Annotated in this window: 8 protein-coding genes; 6 read left to right on the top strand and 2 right to left on the bottom strand. The window is 61.5% G+C overall.

Annotated features, from left to right (window positions below; all coding sequences use genetic code 11):
* Window positions 1–51: 51 nt before the first annotated feature.
* Window positions 52–1,503 (bottom strand): pyruvate kinase, encoded by a 1,452-nt coding sequence (pyk, locus tag NTD85_RS26730; RefSeq protein ID WP_003227610.1) that lies wholly within the window; start codon window positions 1,501–1,503, stop codon window positions 52–54.
* 172 nt (window positions 1,504–1,675) lie between these two features.
* Here pyk and NTD85_RS26725 point away from each other — a divergent pair, with 172 nt between their 5' ends.
* Window positions 1,676–2,062: a tetratricopeptide repeat protein gene (locus NTD85_RS26725; RefSeq protein ID WP_262143666.1), complete on the top strand. Its 387-nt coding sequence runs from the start codon at window positions 1,676–1,678 to the stop codon at window positions 2,060–2,062.
* 228 nt (window positions 2,063–2,290) lie between these two features.
* On the top strand, window positions 2,291–2,650 hold the full coding sequence (locus NTD85_RS26720; protein WP_262143665.1) for a PilZ domain-containing protein: 360 nt from the start codon (window positions 2,291–2,293) through the stop codon (window positions 2,648–2,650).
* 147 nt (window positions 2,651–2,797) lie between these two features.
* Here NTD85_RS26720 and NTD85_RS26715 read toward each other — a convergent pair whose 3' ends face one another.
* Window positions 2,798–3,172 carry a DUF6124 family protein gene (locus tag NTD85_RS26715; RefSeq protein WP_262143664.1) on the bottom strand — a complete coding sequence of 125 codons (375 nt, stop codon included), beginning with the start codon at window positions 3,170–3,172 and terminating at the stop codon, window positions 2,798–2,800.
* Between the two features lie 486 nt (window positions 3,173–3,658).
* Here NTD85_RS26715 and NTD85_RS26710 point away from each other — a divergent pair, with 486 nt between their 5' ends.
* Genes NTD85_RS26710 through NTD85_RS26695 form a run of 4 tightly spaced genes read left to right on the top strand, consistent with a single transcriptional unit; the run spans window position 3,659 to window position 19,144 of the window.
* The gene (locus tag NTD85_RS26710) at window positions 3,659–7,186 is read left to right on the top strand and encodes a hypothetical protein (protein ID WP_262143663.1); all 3,528 of its coding nucleotides are present in this window, start codon (window positions 3,659–3,661) and stop codon (window positions 7,184–7,186) included.
* On the top strand, window positions 7,179–10,784 hold the full coding sequence (locus tag NTD85_RS26705; RefSeq protein ID WP_262143662.1) for a Tc toxin subunit A: 3,606 nt from the start codon (window positions 7,179–7,181) through the stop codon (window positions 10,782–10,784). Before NTD85_RS26710 ends, NTD85_RS26705 begins: the two co-directional genes overlap by 8 nt.
* A 49-nt stretch (window positions 10,785–10,833) precedes the next feature.
* Window positions 10,834–14,877: a neuraminidase-like domain-containing protein gene (locus NTD85_RS26700; RefSeq protein WP_262143661.1), complete on the top strand. Its 4,044-nt coding sequence runs from the start codon at window positions 10,834–10,836 to the stop codon at window positions 14,875–14,877.
* Window positions 14,870–19,144: a hypothetical protein gene (locus tag NTD85_RS26695; protein WP_262143660.1), complete on the top strand. Its 4,275-nt coding sequence runs from the start codon at window positions 14,870–14,872 to the stop codon at window positions 19,142–19,144. Before NTD85_RS26700 ends, NTD85_RS26695 begins: the two co-directional genes overlap by 8 nt.
* Window position 19,145 lies beyond the last annotated feature (1 nt).

The raw sequence follows: 19,145 nt of genomic DNA, 5'->3' as shown, positions 1-19,145 counted from the left end.
AAAAAAACCCCGGCACTCACATGCCGGGGCTTTGGTTTTTCAGCGAATCACTCAGACCTGTGGGTCGCCCACGTGCAGGATTTTCATGCCGTTGGTGCCGCCGGTGGTGTGGTAGCTGTCGCCCTTGGTCAGGATGACCCAGTCGCCTTTTTCCACAACGCCGCGCTTGACCAGCTCGTCGATTGCCTTCTGGCTGACTTCGTTCGGCGCCAGCGAGGCCGGGTCGAATGGCACGGTGTACACGCCACGGAACATCGCCGCGCGAGCCTGGGCTTCGCGGTGCGGGGTGAACGCGTAGATCGGCACCGAAGAACGGATACGCGACATGATCAGAGGGGTGTAGCCGCTTTCAGTCAACGCGATGATCGCTTTCACGCCCGGGAAGTGGTTGGCGGTGTACATGGTCGCCAGGGCGATGCTTTCGTCGCAGCGCTCGAATTCCTTGCCGATACGGTGGCTGGAAGTCTTGCTGGTCGGGTGCTTTTCAGCGCCGACGCAGATACGCGCCATCGCCTGAACGGCTTCCAGCGGGTACAGACCGGCAGCGGATTCGGCCGAGAGCATCACGGCGTCGGTGTAGTCGAGCACGGCGTTGGCCACGTCGGACACTTCGGCGCGGGTCGGCATCGGGTTCTGGATCATCGACTCCATCATCTGGGTCGCGACGATCACCGCTTTGTTGTGGCGGCGTGCGTGCAGAATGATCTTCTTCTGAATGCCCACCAGCTCGGCGTCGCCGATTTCCACACCGAGGTCACCACGGGCAACCATCACAGCGTCGGAAGCCTTGATCAGACCGTCGAGGGTTTCGTCATCGGCCACGGCTTCGGCGCGTTCGATCTTCGCCACCAGCCAGGCAGTGCCGCCGGCTTCGTCGCGCAGTTGACGGGCGTAGTTCATGTCGGCCGCGTCACGCGGGAAGGACACCGCGAGGTAGTCGACTTCCATTTCGGCGGCGAGCTTGATGTCGGCCTTGTCTTTTTCAGTCAGGGCCGGTGCGGTCAGGCCGCCACCGCGACGGTTGATGCCTTTGTGGTCGGACAGCGGGCCGCCGATGGTCACGACGCAGTGCAGTTCGGTAGCGGTGGCGGTTTCGACGCGCATGACCACGCGACCGTCGTCGAGCAGCAGCTCGTCGCCCACGCCGCAGTCTTTCACCAGATCCGGGTAGTCGATGCCGACCACTTGCTGGTTGCCTTCGGTCAGCGGATGGCTGGTGGAGAAGGTGAACTTGTCACCGATCTTCAGCTCGATGCGCTTGTTGGCGAATTTGGCGATACGGATTTTCGGGCCTTGCAGGTCACCCAGCAGGGCGACGAAGCGGCCGTGCTTGGCGGCGAGGTCACGCACCAGCTTCGCGCGAGCCTTGTGCTCGTCGGGGGTGCCGTGGGAGAAGTTCAGACGGGCGACGTCCAGACCAGCCAGAATCAGCTGTTCGAGAACTTCCGGCGAGTTACTGGCCGGGCCAAGGGTAGCGACGATTTTGGTACGACGGACGGACATGCAAAGACTCCTGAGTTCAAGCGCCAGCGAAGGCTACTATGCTCCGAGGGTGTAGTCATTGTTCGAATGCACTACTTATCGTTTTCTTTATTGAACGTGGCAACTTTGGGACAAACGCGCCTGAAGATTTCCGACTAGGGGTCGATACAGAACTCAAGACAGGAGAACCCCCATGCGATTGTTGCCCATTGCCGCCCTTGCCCTCAGCGCCCTTGCCGCCTCGGGATGTACCCGTTGGGCGATGAACCACCATCTGAACAACGCCTACAGCGCCTATGACCGGGGCAATTGCGAGCAGGTGATGCTCGAACTGTCCAAGGTCGAACGCGACAGCCGGGCGCGTCCTTATGTGTGGCCGGAAGTGTCGATGATGCGCGGCCAATGCCTGGAACGGCAAAAAATGTACATCGACGCGGCGCAGACCTACCAGTTCATCATCGCCTCGTACCCTACCAGCGAATACGCCTTCCGCGCCCGTGCGCGCCTGGAAACCCTGCAGAGCCTGGGCCATTATCCGACCCGCAGTTCGGCAGCGGTGGTACCGGCACAGCGTTTCTGATGGTGGTTGTCATACAAAATCTGGCCTGTTGTACAAGCTGAGCTATAGTCCAGTGATCCGGTTCGGAGCCTGACTACGAACTGGGGCAACACCTGCGACTGGTCGTTGTTGAGGCGATGGCGTATTGGCGACCATCCCACCGGAAGCGGGGAGAGCGCGGCTGCCATACAGGCGCGTTCCGAAGCAAAGGTGCGGCTCTGTGATGGAGCCTTGCATGGCGAACTGCGCATGTTTACCGACCGCCGAATCGAACGGCATCAGTTGCCGTACTTCCTCAGAGTGTTCAACAGCGTCACCGACAAACCCATCGGCTTTCTGGGCAACGTGTCTGAAGACGGGCTGATGCTCATCAGCCAGTTGCCGATGATGATCGGTGCCGAATTCCATCTGCGTCTGAAAATCCCCGTCAGCGATGGTTGCCAACAGGTGATCGACCTCAATGCGTGCTGCCTGTGGTGCCACGAAGACGCGACTCCCCTGCATTACGACGCCGGGTTCAGCCTGCAGCGCCCGCCCCCGGAATATGCGCAACTGGTGCGGGCATTGAAGCAGTACTTCAGTTTTCAGCCTCTGCCGGCGTCTGCCTGACGTCTGCGGCGCTCTCTCTATTGCCATCGCGGGCAAGCCCGCTCCCACAGTGTCCGGTGTTGATCACAGGAGGTGTACACACCGCCAATCCCTGTGGGAGCGGGCTTGCCCGCGAAGGCGTCAGCACAGACAACATCTGTCTATGGGCTAACCCAGAGCAATCGCCCGCTCACTGTCCAGCGTCTTTTCCGCCAGCAACAACCCCATCTCGCTCAACTGATAAATCGCCATTGCCAGATGCCGTGGTTTGTCTTCCAGGCTGTCCGCCAGATCCAGCAGCAGAATGCTCACCGACGAAAAGGTTTCGTAGGTCTGGATGGCGATGGCTTCGGGATTGATGTCGGGCGCGACCTGGAACATCTGCATGCCACGATCCACGGAATTGCGCGAGGGCGGTTCAGGTTTGAGGTAGTGATCGAGGGCACGCTCGGCGGCTTCGTGGAGCTTTTTTGAATCGGGGGATTCGTAGGGCGAGGTATCGGCAGGATTTGTTTCGGGTGGATTTGGAGTTGGTTTGAACATGATTTCGTACTCGTCGTTAAGGCCATGACCATGCTCGCGACTAAACGAGAGGGTGGCGGCTGTAAGCAGGTTAGTCGACCGGGAGTACGTAAACCGGCGCGCCCGAGGGCGCCCTGCGAACAGCCACCATCGAGTGCGGGGATAGGGAATACCCGACTTGATGACGCTTATACGCAACGTACTGAATCCCCGGACGACTAAACCCGACCACTGATTGGCAGCGGCACGGACTACGTTACGGGGCATCAGCAAAGCGCACAAGCCGGCGGATTCTGGCGGATCTGTAGGCAAAGGCGCAAGGCGTTGTAGTTTGCTGCGCGTGTCGAAGTAGGGCGTGGCAAACGTTAGCTGTTTTGGTGAGCAACCAACGTTTTTTTAGACGTATTTGATCTTTTCAACTGTCAGTTCTGACAGTGGTGACACGCAATCAGCGCACGTATGTTGATCCCACAACGTGAGCGACTGATTGCCCGGAGCACTGCTGACATGAACGACACGCTTGACGACGAAAAAGGCAGTACCTGGCTGGATGCCGAAAAAGTTCAGATCAGTGCTGCTCAGGTCACGGAAATGGAAGGCGGATCGCTCCGGGAGCAGGGCGACGGTGAGCAGTTTTCCGAAGTGTTCTGGGCGCAAGCGGTCGAAACAACGCTTTACCAGACCCACCCGCGGGTGCCGACACTGCAAACTCAGATGGTTTGCCAGTACCAGTTCGAGAACAACCGGATCTATGTGAGGACCTTGCGTTACAGGATGACCACGCGATATGGCCCCGTATACAGGGCAAACATAGATCTTGGCCTGCAGGCCGGCACATGGGTGCGCAAGAATTCCCCTGACGAAATGCGACAAGACGAGGAATGGCATAACTATGTTGTGTATATCGACTCCCCGCTCGGGCCTCCTGATTTTGGCGTTACCCTGGCAATCCGGGTCGACTATGACGGGCGGGATAATGACGTGGGCCCGACTGAAGGTTGGGGGCTGGATATTTACCCGGCGCAGAAACCGATCATCGAGGTACCCGCCAATAACGCAGAAGTGACGATGCCGTTCTCTGTGGCCGGAAAAAACGGCTTCTTTGGCGGCAGAATTCATCTGAAGTACCTGTACGACAATACTGAAACCATATTCCGCGAGCTGAACGTGGAGCAGGATGGAACCTGGGGGGGCACCACCAGCCTGCCGGACAATATCCTGTCTTTCCACGCCGAGCAGGTCATTCGCGGAGAGTATTCGGGTAACTCCAACACCGTCACCATCCGGGTGGCCCCACCGTACGTGGCACCCCGCATCGAGTCCCCGGCAAACGGTGCAGTGCTCAACCTGGCCAACGGCTTACTGATCAAAGGGCGCGGTACTCGGGGCAAAGTCATCGATGTGATGACACCCGGGGGCGCCGTTTTACACGCCACGGCAGTCGTCCAACCTGATGGTTCATGGGAAGGCCGATTCAACGAGGCCAACTATCCTGTCGGCGGACGCGTCGAAATGACCGCTGGCCACCGTGACATGAATGACTGGACCGCCGTGCAATCCTTCACGTTGCTGCTGCGGCCGACAATCACGACGCCGGCCGAAGGTGCGGTGACCGATCCGAGAGGCCCGATAGCAGGGGGCAGGGCTGTTTCAGGCGCGATGGTCGAAGTCGTCAAGGATGCCGAGCATTCATTCAGGATTGGCCAGGGCACGGCAGGTGCCAATGGGGTCTGGAACGTCACAACGTTCATCCAGGACATGCCGCCCGGAGCGTTCACCATTGTCGCGCGGCAAACAGTGTCCGGCGTTGCCTCCGAGTTCAGTTTGCCCCATTCATTCAAAGTCCGCCCTCCAGCACTGACGGCTGTCAGCGTCACCTACCCATCCCTCACCACCGTCGAGTTCTCAGGTACCGGTTTCACCGGCGCCACGGTCGAGATCACGATCGTGAGCGGCCCGCAAGGTGCAACAGCGCCACCTGACGTGGTCGTGACCGCAGGCACCTGGAAAACCACTTCACAGAACTGGCCCATCGGTACCTACGAGCTGACGGCTGTACAAAAAGTCTGGGACAACGTTGGAGGCTATATCCTGTCGCAGGCGTATCGGTTCACCGCTTCCTCGAAGCTGCTGCCGCCCACTGACATTACCCATACCGTGAACGAATACAGACCGACCTTCTACGGAAAGGGCATAGCGGGGGCATCGGTCCTGGTGAAGGATAAAGCTGACGGCACGGCGCTGGCTCCGGCAGCGTTGGTCACCGCTCAGGGCTGGTCGACCACGGCCAATGCGCCCTGGACACCAGGTTCGACGCGCACGGTGCTGTTTGTGCAGACACTGGGTAACGCCGAGTCGGAGCCGGTGGAATACCCGGTCAAGATCGATCGTTACCCGGCACCGTTCGACCTGCGCTTCAGCGTTGTCGACTACATCCCGATCCTCACCGGCAAGGGCATCAACGGGGCGACGGTGGTGGTGACGGACAAGGTGACCGGTGCGCAAGTGGCGCCGCCGGCAACGGTAACATCGCAGAACTGGACGACGCGGCCTGCAAGCCCCTGGGAGCCGAACACGACCAAGGTCGTGCTCGTGGTTCAGAAGAACGGCAGCCTGGAATCCGACCCGGTGGAGATGACCATCAGCGTGCCGTTACTGGCGCCGCAGATCAGCGTCATCGAGGACGACGGGCTGTCGCCGAAAATCTCCGGCAGATGCTGGCCCGGCGCAGTACTGAGGCTGACCTACAGCGATGACACCACCGTGCATGACCCCGATGGTGCCAGTGGCAACTGGACCTTCAAACGCCCGGCCGGGTTTGCGCCGGACAAGGAGCATACCGTCACGGTGATCCAGACCGTCGCCGGCAATGCTTCGCCGGCGGCCTCGCAAACCTTCCGGGTCAGTCCGGAAAAACTGCTCATCACCGAACCTGCGGAAAACACCGAGGCCGGTCGCACCCTGCTCGTGCGTGGCGAACAGGGGTTCAATGGCGCCACCTTGCAATTGCGTGATGCCCAGTTCGGTTGGGCATTGGGCGCGCCGAAACAACTGACCAGTCAGGGTGCATGGTTCGTTGAACTGAGCGGGCTGGAATTTCGCACCTACCAGATCGATGCCACGCAAACCATCGGCGACCGGCCTTCAGCGCGCAGCGATGTGCGCACTTTCGACGTGGTGCTGCTGCCGCCCGTCATCGAGGTGCCGGCACCGGGTCAGGCCCTGCCGCGCACCGCCATGCTCTCGGGAACCGGCGATCCCTATGGCCAGGTGTCGGTCTGGCGTGAAGGGGTGCCGGAACCGCTGCTCGATAAAATACCGGTCAGTGCCGAGGGCCAATGGCAGGCCGAGGTGGTGCTGCCGGTCGGCACCTACACCCTCAAGGCCAGGCAATTCCTTGATAACAGGGAGTCGAAGGACAGCCCTTCGCTCACCTACCGCGTGGTGCCGGCCGCACCGTTTATCGAAAGCCCGGGTCGGGACACGTTTGTCGGTCGCAGCGTGGTGGTGTCCGGGTTCGGCGATCCGGAGGACACAGTGACGGCGTCACTGACGAACAGCAAAGGCTCGGTACTGGGCAGCGCCCCAGTGCTTGAGGATCGCACCTGGACGCTGACGCTTGTGCTGAGTCAGGCGGCTGGACGGTACAACCTGCAAGCGGTCTCTTCGCGCGACGGCTACGAGTCGGACGCTTCCGTTGCGCACCCGGTATTGCTTGGCACTTATCTGCCCGGGATTGATGAGCCGGCGGCAGGCGCCTGGGTTGCAGGACAGTTCGAATTGGCCGGCACCGGCCGCGCGGGAGTGGGGCAGGTGGTGAGTTGGTACGACCCCGGACAGATTCTCAGCGCCAACATCGCCGTCACCGCGCAAGGCTGGCGCAGCCAGGGTGGACAAGGCCTGCGCGCCGGTGGCCACTGGTGCCGCTTCCAGCAGACCGTCACCGACGGCGCGGATGGCTCGACCCTGTCCGACTGGGTCGAGAGCGGACGTTTTGACAAGATCGCAACCCCACCGGGAGCCGGCCATGAATGAGCCTGTGATTCGCCCTGTCGAACAATTGCTGTCGCAGGTGTTCGATGCCGAACAGCGCAAGACCTACGCCGATCTTTCCACTTACCTTGAGAGCGGCGGTTCGATTTTTCCGCTGGTGGAGCGCGGCGTGCGCGGGCTGGTCCGGGACTATCAGCTGCAGCCCGAGGACGCCCAGGCGTTTCTGCGCAGAGCCAACGCCCTGGCGGTGTTCGTGCGGCGCCAGTTCATTGAACACACGTTGCGCGGTTCGGCCACCCAGCTCACGCGTCCTGACAGTGGGCTGTTGTCGATGGTGAACGGGCCGAGTTTCGAGCAACTGTTCAGCCCCGGATTCGGCGATTTGTGCCCGCCGCAGGCACTGGAATCGATCGCATCGCCGGTGGCCTATCTGATCGAGTTGCTGCGCTGGATCCGGGACTGGATCTTTGCCGAGGCTAAAGAGGGCAAGCTGGATTTGCATGATCGTCGCCAGGACCTGAAGCGTCTGCAGGTCGACTTCAGTGCGGTGCATCAGTCGATCTCGGCGCTGGACATCATCGTGCCGGTGCTGGAAACGTTCATCGAGGCAAACAAGGACAAGGACACGGATCTCGAAGACGCACTGATCACCGCCCGCTACCCCAACGGCCTGCCTTATTACCAGCATTGGGTCACGCTGGATTTCGCCGCCCGTCAGCAGGGGATGTCGGTGGGCAACTTTGCGCACATGGTGGATCTGGCCTATCCGTATTTTCTACAGCCCGAGGCCTGGGACAACGATGCCGGGCGGGCCCTGAGCCATGCCTCGCGGCTGGGACCGTACCAGCGTGAGTTACTGACGCAAGCCCCCACCCTGGACGTGGAGAAGGAGAGAGAGGCGTATTACCTGCACAATTTTGGCGCGGGGAATTTGGATTGGCAGAACCTCAATCAAGTACCGTTTTTCGGTGAACGCACCCGCCTGAGCGCGCAAGACCTCGAGGCCTTGCTGTCGATTCGCGAGTTCGCCCCGACACGCTCGGCCCATGTCACCTACGCCGCAAGCGCGCCACTGGCGGGTGACGAGAGCCAGCTGAGCGGTTCGGTGTATCTCAATGCTGCCGAATCTCCAGCGCTGAGCATCAACTACAACGACGCAACGTTTGCGCATCGTCTGACCGAGGACCCGGTCCGCATCAATCGCTACGAACGCATGAACCGCAAACTGCGTCTGGATCAATGGCTGGGCTTGCCGCCCGAACAGGTCGATGCCCTGCTGGTGGCGGCGATCAACGCAGAAAAGCGCGGTAAGCCGCCACAAGTCCCCTGGTGGATTTCCACCCACACGGTGCATGCCGTGGGCCTGTTCCAGTCACTGCGCGAGCGTTATGACTGCCCGGCCGAGGACTTTGCGGCGTTTATCGATGATCTGTCGCTCTATGGCCGTGGCCCGGAGCTTTCGCTGTTCGACCGTACTTTCAACAGTCAGGGCAGCTACCGTCAGCCGTTGTTGCTGGACAACGGATTGTTTACCGTGCTGCCTGGGCAAGGCGTGACCGACCTGACCGTCAGCCAGTTGTGCAGTGGCTTGAACATCGACCTGCAGACCTACGCTTATCTGGCGGTGGTCATTGCCCGGGCACATGGGCTGGGTGACCAGCTCACACGTACCCCGGAGGTGATTTCGAGTTTCTATCGCCTGGTGAAATTGCCACGGCTGCTCGGTATTACGCCGGTCGAAGGGGGGCTGATGCTGACCCTGCTGGGCGGCGAGAACTGGCTCAATGGGCTGGCAGGCAAACCGCGCATCATCGAGCGCAGTGACAACGACAGTGTCCCGGACGTGCTCAACCTGATTTATGCGCTGCACTCTTGCGTGTCCTGGTGCAGGGAGCGCGACCTGCCGGTGCAATGGGTATTGCAACAGGTATCGCCGCTTCAGGCATTGGCGGTCGCCTCCGAGGCGGAGCGGAGCCTGTTCGAGCAGCTGCGCAATCTGCTGCCTTCGGCACTGTTCAGCAATGCCGGGTTGCAGGCGGCGGGGGTGCCCTTGCAGCCAGGCCTGGACTGGCTGCATTTTCTCGGTGACCTGGTCGACGCTTCCGGACTGATCGTCAATTCGTCGTTGCCCGAAGCGGACTACCTGAATTTTGCCCGGGAAAAACTCGATCAGGCCATCAAGGACGGGCTCGGTGAAGTCGACGCCGACACGCTTGCGAGTATTGTCGAGCGCATGCTGAACGTGTTGGTGCAGGCGCGGGAAGCACAAGTCTCGGTCGCCCGGGAATGTCTGACGGTGTACACCGGACTTGATGCCGAGCGGGCACTGCGGGTGCTGAGCTGGGCGCAGTCCTCGGTGTATCAGTTGTTGTCGCAGGTGCTCGAACGCGCCGAGCGCGAAGCACTGGAGGCACGTGCCTCGGAGCAGCCGGATCCGTTGCTGAGTCTGTTGGCCGATCTGCGACGGCGCAGTGCGGTGGTGAGCAAGCTGGACCTGAGCGCGCGCCTGCTCGAAGACTTTTTGCAATACGGGCACAAGGCCTGGATCGATCAGGACGACCGCCACCTGCTGTCGATGCGCACTCTGTATTACCTGAGCGTGCTGACCCGGGCGTTCGAGATGAGTCAGCAGCCGGCGGACAAACTCCTCGACTATCTGCGCCAGGTCCATGCCTTGCCCGGCTCCATCAGCGTAGATGCGCTGCGACTGGCCCAGCAAGCGGCCGTGCAGCGCCTCGCGGCGTTCTTTGACTGGAGCGTGCAGGAAGTGCGTGAGTGCGTCAGCCGCGTGGGGGCGGACGACGCGATCCTGAAGACCCTCAGCCAACTCGACTTGCTGATGCGTATTCGCGTCCTGGCCGAACACAGCGGCATGGACGCCCTGACGATTTTCCTGCTGGGAACCCTGCCGGAAACGGTCGACAAGAGTGCTTATGCAATTGCCGCCGAGCGCGCCTTGCTGAGCATTTCGGAGACGCGCACCCCGCTGGTGTCTTTCGCTGACGAAGTGCCTGAACCCCTCGTCAGCATGACCTGCACCGTCGACAAGACCGAGGTGGTGGCCAACAAGCCGGCAGACAAAATCGTCCTGACCGTGACGCTCAAGGACGCTGCCGACAAGGCGTTGAGCGGGGTCTACGTGTATTGGCAGACCACTTTGGGCACGGTTGCGACTTCCGCTACCAATGCCGACGGCGTGCTGAAGGTCGATTACGTGCCGGGCAAGGTCATGGGGCGAGAGGTGCCGTTGTTCTGGCTGGATCTGATCGACGCCCAACAGGCGCCGCCGCTGCAGGTTCTCGACGATAGCGCGACCCTGGATTTCCCGCCTTCGATGATGGCTCAGGTGCCCGTGGACCCGGTGCCGGCAGGGCTGGAGGTCGAGCTGTATGCGAGCCTGCGCGACAACTACCAAAACCCCGGCCGCCATCGCCCGGTGCGCTGGAACGGCGAGAGCAAGGATCCTTCAGCGGTTCTGGTGTTCCGGCCAGTGCAGAGTCAGACCGATGCGCAGGGCGTTACGCGGGTCTTTGTCTCCAGCCCGACCGGCGGAGAATTCACGATTACAGCCCTGAGCGATGCCAGCAACAGGATGGTCGAGTTCGACGCCATCACGTTCCTCGCGCCAACCACCCGATGAAGCCGTTCGTTGAGGGCGCGTGGATGCCCGTCCTCAGGAGAAACCGACCATGACTCAGCGCAACCTGGCTGAACTGCTGGAAAAACGTCGTACCGCGTTGGTGGATTACTGCATCGGTCACGTCGCCAAGAGCAAATACGCCTTCGTGAAAACGCCGCAAGACCTGTTCGAGTTGTTGCGCCTGGACCCACTCGACAACTATCCGGTGCAAAGCTCATGGGTGGCCGAGGCGACCAGTTGCGCCCAGCAATTCATCCATGCCGCCTACCGCAAGCTCGAGCCAGGCTACGCCGAGGTCGACTTCGAAAAGGAGCATCTGAAACTCTGGGAGCTGTACAGCAATTTCCCCGACTGGGCGGCGTTGTCGATGATTGCGGTGTACCCGGAAAACTACATCAATCCGTTTGTCCGGCAACGCAAGAGCGGGCTGTTCAAAACCCTCGAGAATGACCTGAACCAGACGCGCCTCAACGGCGACTCGGTGCAACGTGCCCTGCAGAATTATCTCAAGACGTTCGAGCAGACCTGCAACCTCGACGTGATCAGTGCGTGTCTGGACACCGACTCGGCCACGCGCGCGACCTACTATTTTATTGGCCGTCAGCGGGTGCAGCCGTTCCAGTATTTCTGGCGCAAGGCCGACATCGAACTGACGGCCGACGGCACTGCGATCAATCCGGCCGCCTGGGGTGAATGGCAACCAGTGGATATTCCGGTGGCCGGCAAGGTGCTGGATCTGCGGCCGGTGTTCTGGGGCGGGCGGTTGTGCGTGGTGTGGGCGCAGTGGCGTGAGCGGGAAGAAGCGCAGGACGTGCCGTACAAGCTGGATATCAATCTGGCGTTCATGAATCAGAGCGGCGAATGGTCGGCGCCTCTGAGTCTGAAGAGCACCACGGCGGCCAATGACCTCGGCGAGGACACACGACTGATTGCGACCACGCTGGCGGATGCGCAGCACCCCAAGGGGCGTCTGGGGGTGTTGTTGACCAACGGCACCGGGGCGCTCAAGGTCCATGCGACACGCGATGTGCTGTTTCGCCCGCTGCCCGAGGACGACGGCAGCTGGCTCGATTACCTGGCGGAATTCCGTTTCACCGATCAGTTGATCGTGCAGCATCCGCAGACCTCGAAGAGTCAGCCGACGGTGACGGTACAGAGTCAGGACGACAAATCACTGACGGCTTACTACGCCTTGCAGGTGGTGTTCAACGAGGTGGACAACAAGGATTTTCTGTGGGTCAGGGGCCTGTGCGGAGAGAAGACGCGAGCCGCTGGCAGCGACGTAGAGTTCAAGCTGACGTTCCACAATGGCGCGAGTGGGGATCCCGAAGAGATTACAGTCAAAAAGTCCACCTCTGGCGGCTGGGCCACTGACTGGATGACGCTAAAGCGTTCGACCGGAGGCTTTGTCTCGTCATTCGCTTTCACCCTGAGTAACGCTGACGAAGGCACCAAGAGATTCACCGTGGACTTCACCAACCTGCGCCGTTTCACCGCGCCGACACTGGTAAAAAATTCGCTGGATGCGGCGCAGTTCATCGCCTTCAGACAAGAAGGCATGCTGCAACTCACGCGTCTGAATTCGCTGTTCGGCCCGGCACTGGTCGAGCGCAGCCAGATATCCGTGGATGCCGTGCTCGAGTGGGACAGCCAGTTTCTCGTGGAGCCGCCACCGGCCGACGGTACGATCCGCGAGCCCAACGGGGCATTCGACGGCGCCAACGGTCTGTTCTTCTGGGAGCTGTTCTTCCATCTGCCGCATCTGGTGGCGACGCGCTTGCGGGCCGAGGATCGTTTTCTCGAAGCACAGAACTGGCTGCATCACCTGTTCGATCCCCAGGCAAGGGCCAACACGAGCGAGCCGCAGAGACCCGACTACTGGCGCTGCCGCCCGTTGGTCGCGGCGGGGAATGCCGGCTGCGAGGCCGTGAGGTTGACCGATCCGGATGCCATCGCCTACGCCAGCCCGCGGCACTATCAGATTCTGGTGTTCAGCGAGTACGTGAAAAACCTCGTCGCCTGGGGTGACTGGTATTACCGGCAACTCACCCGTGATGCGCTGGTGGCAGCCAAGCTGTGTTACGTGCAGGCCGAATTCCTCATGGGCAAGGCACCGTCTGCAACGGTCGTCACCCGTTGGGAGACGCAAAGCGTGGAAGCGTTGCTGGCAAAGAGCGCAACGCGTCCGGCACTGGAAAAGTTCGAGCAGGAGCTGGTGTTTTCTCTGGCCGATGTGCCACCGGCCGCCGATGCCCCGCCGCTGATGGGGCTGCTGGCGAACGAACCGTTCAAGTGTCCGATCAACGAGCAGTTGCTGGAGCTGTTCGACTTGCCAGTCCAGCGCCTGAACAACTTGCGTAACAACCTGACCCTGGACGGCAAACCGCTGGATGTGCCGCTGTTCAGTCCGCCGACCGATCCCGATCAATTACTCCGTGACCTGGCCAGCGGCGGCGGTGCCCCACGCCCGATGGGCGGCCGTCTGGTGGTCGGCGCGTTTCGCTGGCGCGTCACCTATGAAGCGGCGTTGCGCGCGGTGCAGACCTTGCAGGAATACGGCAATCAGGTCTTGCGCCTGATCGAACAACGCGACCGCGCCGAACTGGAAGAGATTCAGCAGGAATATCTGGGCGAACTGGAGGCGTACGCCCGCACGGTTCAGGAGCAGTCGCTCGAGCAGCAGCAGGCCCAGGTGACGGCGCTGAGCCAGAGTCGCAGCATGGCGCAGGAGCGCGCCGACCGGTTCCAGGCCTGGTTCGATGAGCACATTACCGACACCGAATATGAGGTCATGGAAAAACTGCAATCGGCCAAATGGCTGAATTTCGGCACGATGGCGATCAATAGTGGTGGTGCGGCGCTGGCCGTCGGGCCGTGCATATTCGGCGTCGCCTCCGGCGGCATGCGCTTCGACGCGATCGCCAATGCGCTGGTCTTCGGCCTGCAGATCAACGCCACGGCCATGCAGATAGACGCCGAAAAACAGGCACTGATCGAGAGCTATCGCCTGCGACGCCGGGAATGGGAACTGCAGCGCGATCAGGCACGAGCGGAAGTGCGAGCCATCGATGAACAGCTCAACGCGCAGACGTTCGCGCTGGGCGCCGCCAGGGCCAGTCTCGAACAGACCCTGCGCCGCAACAGCCAAGCCCAGTCTCTGTACAACTTCCTGAAAAAACGCGCCAGCAACGCCGAGCTGTTCGGCTGGCTGCTGGGCCAGCTCAAGGCGTTGCACTATCAGGCCTACGATGCGGTGGTCAGCCTGTGCCTGAGTGCTCGCGCGGCGCTGAGCGCCGAAACCGGTGAATATGAGGTCGGCGATCCGTTGCCGCGGGTCTGGCAGGATAATCGCCATGGGCTGACGGCCGGCGAGCATCTGCGCGAGTACCTGTTGCGCATGGATCGCCAGTACCTGCAAAGCCATGAGCGGCGTCTGGAACGGGTCAAGACGGTGTCGCTGCGTCGCCTGTTCGATGATGCCAGCGATCCGCAGGCCGGGTTTGCTGACTGGGCTCAGGCGCTGGCCGACTTGATCGACAAGGGCACGCTGGAGTTCCAGCTGACGCAGTTGCTGTTCGACCGCGACCATCCGGGGGAATACTGCCGGCTGCTCAATCTGCTCGAAGTCGATATGGCGGTGCTGGTCGGGCCGTATGAGGATATCCAGGCCACCTTGTTGCAGATCGGCAGCATGACCGCAACCAAGGCTTCGGCAGCGTCGGTGGCGTATCTGCATCAGCCCACAGGCAAAGTCGCTCCGGCCGATGTGCAGTTCAATCTGCGCAGCGGCCAGCAGATCGGCCTGTCGGTGGGCCTGGCCGACAATGGCATGACAGCGATCAGACCGGACGAAGGTCTGCTCAACCCCTTCGAGAACACCGGAGCGGTGTCGCGCTGGCAGTTGAACTTTCCGTGGCCGAAAAACCAGCCGCAGGCGTCGATGCTCAACTCGGTCACCGACATCATCGTGCGCGTGCGTTATACGGCGAAAGCCGGCGAGCCGACTTTCACCCTGGCGGTCAAGGATCTGGTCACCCGGACCATGGCCTCGCGTCAGCCACGTAACGGCAAAGGAGCAGGCAATCATGGTTGATCGGGACATGGTTGATCGGGACATCGAGGCCAATCAAAGCCTGATACTCAACGGTGACTTCAACGAAGGTTTCAGTAGCTGGACAAAGGGCGGCAACACGGCGGAGGTGGTAATCGCGGGGGAGCTTTACGACGGCACGATGATCAAGTTCCTTGCCGCCGCCAATCGGGGCACGGCTGCGCAGGAGGTCACCTTGCCTGTCGAGCAAGGCGTCGGCGCCCGTTATGTGTTGAGTTTCCTGTGTGAAACGCGCCACGCCAATCCGGGCACGCTGAGCATCACCACGCTGGAGGGCGCGCCACTGGCTGAAATTCCCCTGCCGCCGGGCAACCCGGAGCGACTGGCTCGTATCGACAGCGGACAGCCTCTGGACTTCGTGCCAGTCAGTTACAACATTCCGCTCGATCTGCCGCTGCCGCGCCAGCAGAAGATTCGCGTCACCGTGATCTCGCCGGTGAACGAAAACCCTGAGGAGTATTACCGCAAGGTCTGCATCACCCGCATTCATCTGGGGATACACCTGGCACCGTTGGTGCCGCACAGATTTGTGCTGGATCGTGAGCACCTGTCAGCGAACGCGCCGCTGTATCTGTGCCTGGGCGCCGACGGCAGCTTCCAGCATCAGCTCGAATGCGTGCCCGCGCCCGACAGTCCGTGGCAGTACACCCCGGTCGCCCTGATCAGCGACGACAATCCGCAAGGCGCCGTGCGCGCAACACCGGACTGGGGCGTCGCGCAGCCACTCGATTCGTTTTGGACGCTGTATTGCCCGCTGCTCGAAGGTCAGGAGCCCTTTGTGTTCACGGCCAGTCTGGTCAACCAGTACAGCGCCGAACCGTACCCGATCGAGGTTTCGCTGGGGCATCACCGCCTGGTGTTCAGCGATGTGCTGGAGGCCGCGTATTACCCGGTGCTGGAACTCGCGCAATCGGTGCGCCTCGGGGTTCGTGTGGCCTCGTTCTACACCGGCCAGTATCTGGCCGGGCGCACCGTGACCTGGACGAGCGAAGGGCAGGGGATTGTCGGGACGGCATCCACCGATGCCGAGGGCTGGGCGTACCTCGATTATCGGCCCAAAGCCGCAGGCACGTTCGCCATCGTGGCGTCGGTGGCCAGTCCCTACTATGCCGCCGGGGTTGAAACCACGAACCTGGAGGTCCAGGTCCTGGCGACCGATCCATGGGCAGACCTGCTGGCAGTGGTCGAGGACAATGCCTTGCCCTGGGCGCAGAAGACCGGTTATCCCAACCGGGGTTCGACGTATCCATTGAGGGTGCGGGTGCCGCCGGTGTTGCGCGCGACGACGCTGGCGCTGCATTGGCAAGGCACTTCTGCCGGACAGTTGGGCGTGCAGGTGCAGCCGCAGCTGGAGCAACCGGTGGCGGTCGGCGCAACGGACTTGAACTGGGTCCTGACCTGCGACGATCAGCTCGATGGTCGCTTCGAGTTGCAACTGCGCTGTTCGAAACTGCTGTTGCCCTCGGACTGGAAGCCGATGTCGCTGGCGCGCAATGTGGTGCGCATCGGCGCCGTGCAGGAGGCGAATAAATTTCCGGTGGTGGATGAGGACGAAAGCGTCCTGCTGCGGGTGCAGGTGGTGCATGTGCTCACCAGCGGCGATGGTGATCCGGTCAACCATGCGCTGGTGGACTGGGACACGCCCGAGGGCACGATCTCGACGGTGAGTGGCAGTGGCGGCTGGGCCAGCGTGCTCTATCAGCCGAGCCGTGCCGGTGAGCACGTGGTGACCGCCCGTGTGCGTGCGCATGCCGAGGCTGTCGTGACGCAGCGAGCGTTCGCAGTGAGGGCACTGGCGAGCAATCCGTGGAAGCGCGAGGTGCGGATTCTGTTCGACGACGTCGAGGTGGATCTGGTCGAGTTGGGGCTGCTGTGCTGGAAGGGCACAGCGCATACCTTGAAACTTGTGCCGAACCCCGGCAGTCCGCTCATCAATTATTCCATCACCCTGGACTGGCGGGGCGAGGATCCGCACATCGGGCTGTCGGTCAGCGACCTCGGCGTTCCCAGAATACTTGGCGAAGGCCTTGAGTGGACGTTCAGTTCACAGCAGGGCAGCAGTCTCAGCAGCCTGTTCGCGTTGCAGTTGTCGGTGAATTACATTTCGGTACCACGGGAATTGTTCGGACGCCTGATTGCCACTGATCTGGCACAAGAACTGTCGGTGATGCTCGATCAGGTACCCGGCACGCCGGGCGAGTCGATGTTCTATCCGTGTCTTGGCGCGCGGCACACTCTCAGGTTCCTGCCCAATCCGTTGAGTCCGTTGGTGGGACTTGAGGCCTTTCTGGAGTGGCAGGGCACGCCACCCGCAGACCTGAACGCCGTTGTCGAGCCGGCGCTTGAGCTGGCGCAGACCCTCGCCGATGGCGGCACCGGGTGGACGCTGGATTTCGCCGCCAGTGCCGCTGCGGGGCAATTTTCACTGCTGCTGCGCCTGCCTGGATTGGCCCGGGCAACGCCAGTGAATGCAATGCAGCTGGATCACAATAAAGTGAGGATTGAAGGCTGGCGCGAAACCCCGGTCGATCCGGTGATCAATCAGGATGCCGCCTGGCAATGGGTGCAAGTGGTGTCAGCGTTTACCGGCGAGCCAGTGACAGGCGTCGCGGTGCGCTGGCACGCCGCCAATGCAGATCAGGTCGTCGATACCGATGCGTTCGGCTGGTCGGGTTTTGCCCTGGCACCCACCTCCGCAGGTCAGCACCAGGTCGTGGCACAGCTGCTCAGCCGTTTCGATAATTACCAGGAGCAGCGCGAACTCAGGGTCACGGCGCTGGCAAGTGATCCCTGGCAAGGTGTCAGCGTGCGCTTCGATGGCCATCTCGAGCAGACCTGGGGCGCGCGCACCTACTTCCCGCGGCGTTCGGGCAATCACGTGCTCGAGTTGTTGATCAAGGAGGACAGTCCGCTGTTGCAGCAGGAGCTGACGCTGGGGCTGACCGGCACCGGGCCTGCGCAACTGGGGCTGACATTCGAGCCCGCACTGGGTGTCCCCCGTCAGCCATCGGCACTTGGTTTTCGCTACACGCTGCGATGCGCCGACCTCATGGATGGAGGGTTCGCCCTGCGCCTGAGCGCCGCGCGTCTGGCCAGCCTGTCACCGGCCAATGCGATGTCGCTGGGCACCGGCGAGCAAGTGCTCAAACTGCTCGCCGGCAGCACCGTTCAGCAAGTGCTGGAGTGGGGGCAGACACTCGTCGAAGAGGTCCGGGTCGTCTCATCCATCACCGGTCAAGGCATCGCCGGCGTCGTGGTGACGTGGCGCAATACAGAGCTGGGAACGTTGACCAGTCTGACTGACTTTTACGGCATGGCGAGGGTGCAGTTCAAACCGCAGATTCCAGGTGCCTCCATGCTGACGGCAACGGTGGGGGATGCGTTGCATTCAGAGTCGATTGCCTTGGCGTATACGCTCGAGGAACCGCGGAAAATCAGTGAGCTCATCATGCTGGAATCTGCGGTTTATCCCGGTGCGCAAGTGCTCGCCCAAGCGACGATTGTCTCGGCGATTGGAGGGCAGCCGCTCAGCGGCGTTGAGGTCATGTGGACGTTTGCGGAGGTTGCCCTTCCTTCGACAGTCACCGATGCCGCAGGCCGGGCGATCGTACGGTTCAATCTTGATACCTCCGGCATCCGGGCCTTGGCCGCGACAGTGCGGGGCGGCGAGGGCGGGTGGGACTACGCGCTGCTGGCGCTGGCTGTTGAAAACGGCCCGATCATCCAAAGGTTTTCGGCTGATCGCACAGTGGTCTATCCCCGGCAACAGTTTTCAGCGCAGGTCACGGTGGTCAGATCTGACGATGGGCGCGGTTGGGGCGGGCTCGGCGTCGTCTGGGATTTTGCCGGTGGCCGGAAGTCTTCCGTCACAGGGCCTGATGGCGGATCCACCGCCAGCAACTTCCTGGCGAATGAGCCAGGCGTCTTCCCGCTGACAAGTTCCATTGTCGATTACCCCTACTCGAGATCAATCGATATCGAGGTGGTCGGGCCGGACTCGGCGCGCATCAGCGACATGAAAAAATTAAGCGCGGGCGTTTTCCAGGTGCTCATTACCGATGGACGCCAAGTGCCATTGGCACGCAAAACAGTGTTCTGGCGTCTGGACAACTCGCAACTCGAGTCGACGATCACGGGCGAGGATGGCAGAACCACCATCGACATTCAGTTCCAGACGGGCACCAGGGTGTACGCGGGCATTGAAATAGGGATGAGCAGTCAACTGTACGAATTCGCGCTGGATTTCTGAG

Source organism: Pseudomonas sp. 13B_3.2_Bac1, assembly GCF_025466205.1.
GTDB lineage: Bacteria > Pseudomonadota > Gammaproteobacteria > Pseudomonadales > Pseudomonadaceae > Aquipseudomonas > Aquipseudomonas fluorescens_H.
The sequence above is the reverse complement of the archived record's forward strand: the minus strand, read 5'-3'. Positions and strand labels throughout refer to the sequence as shown.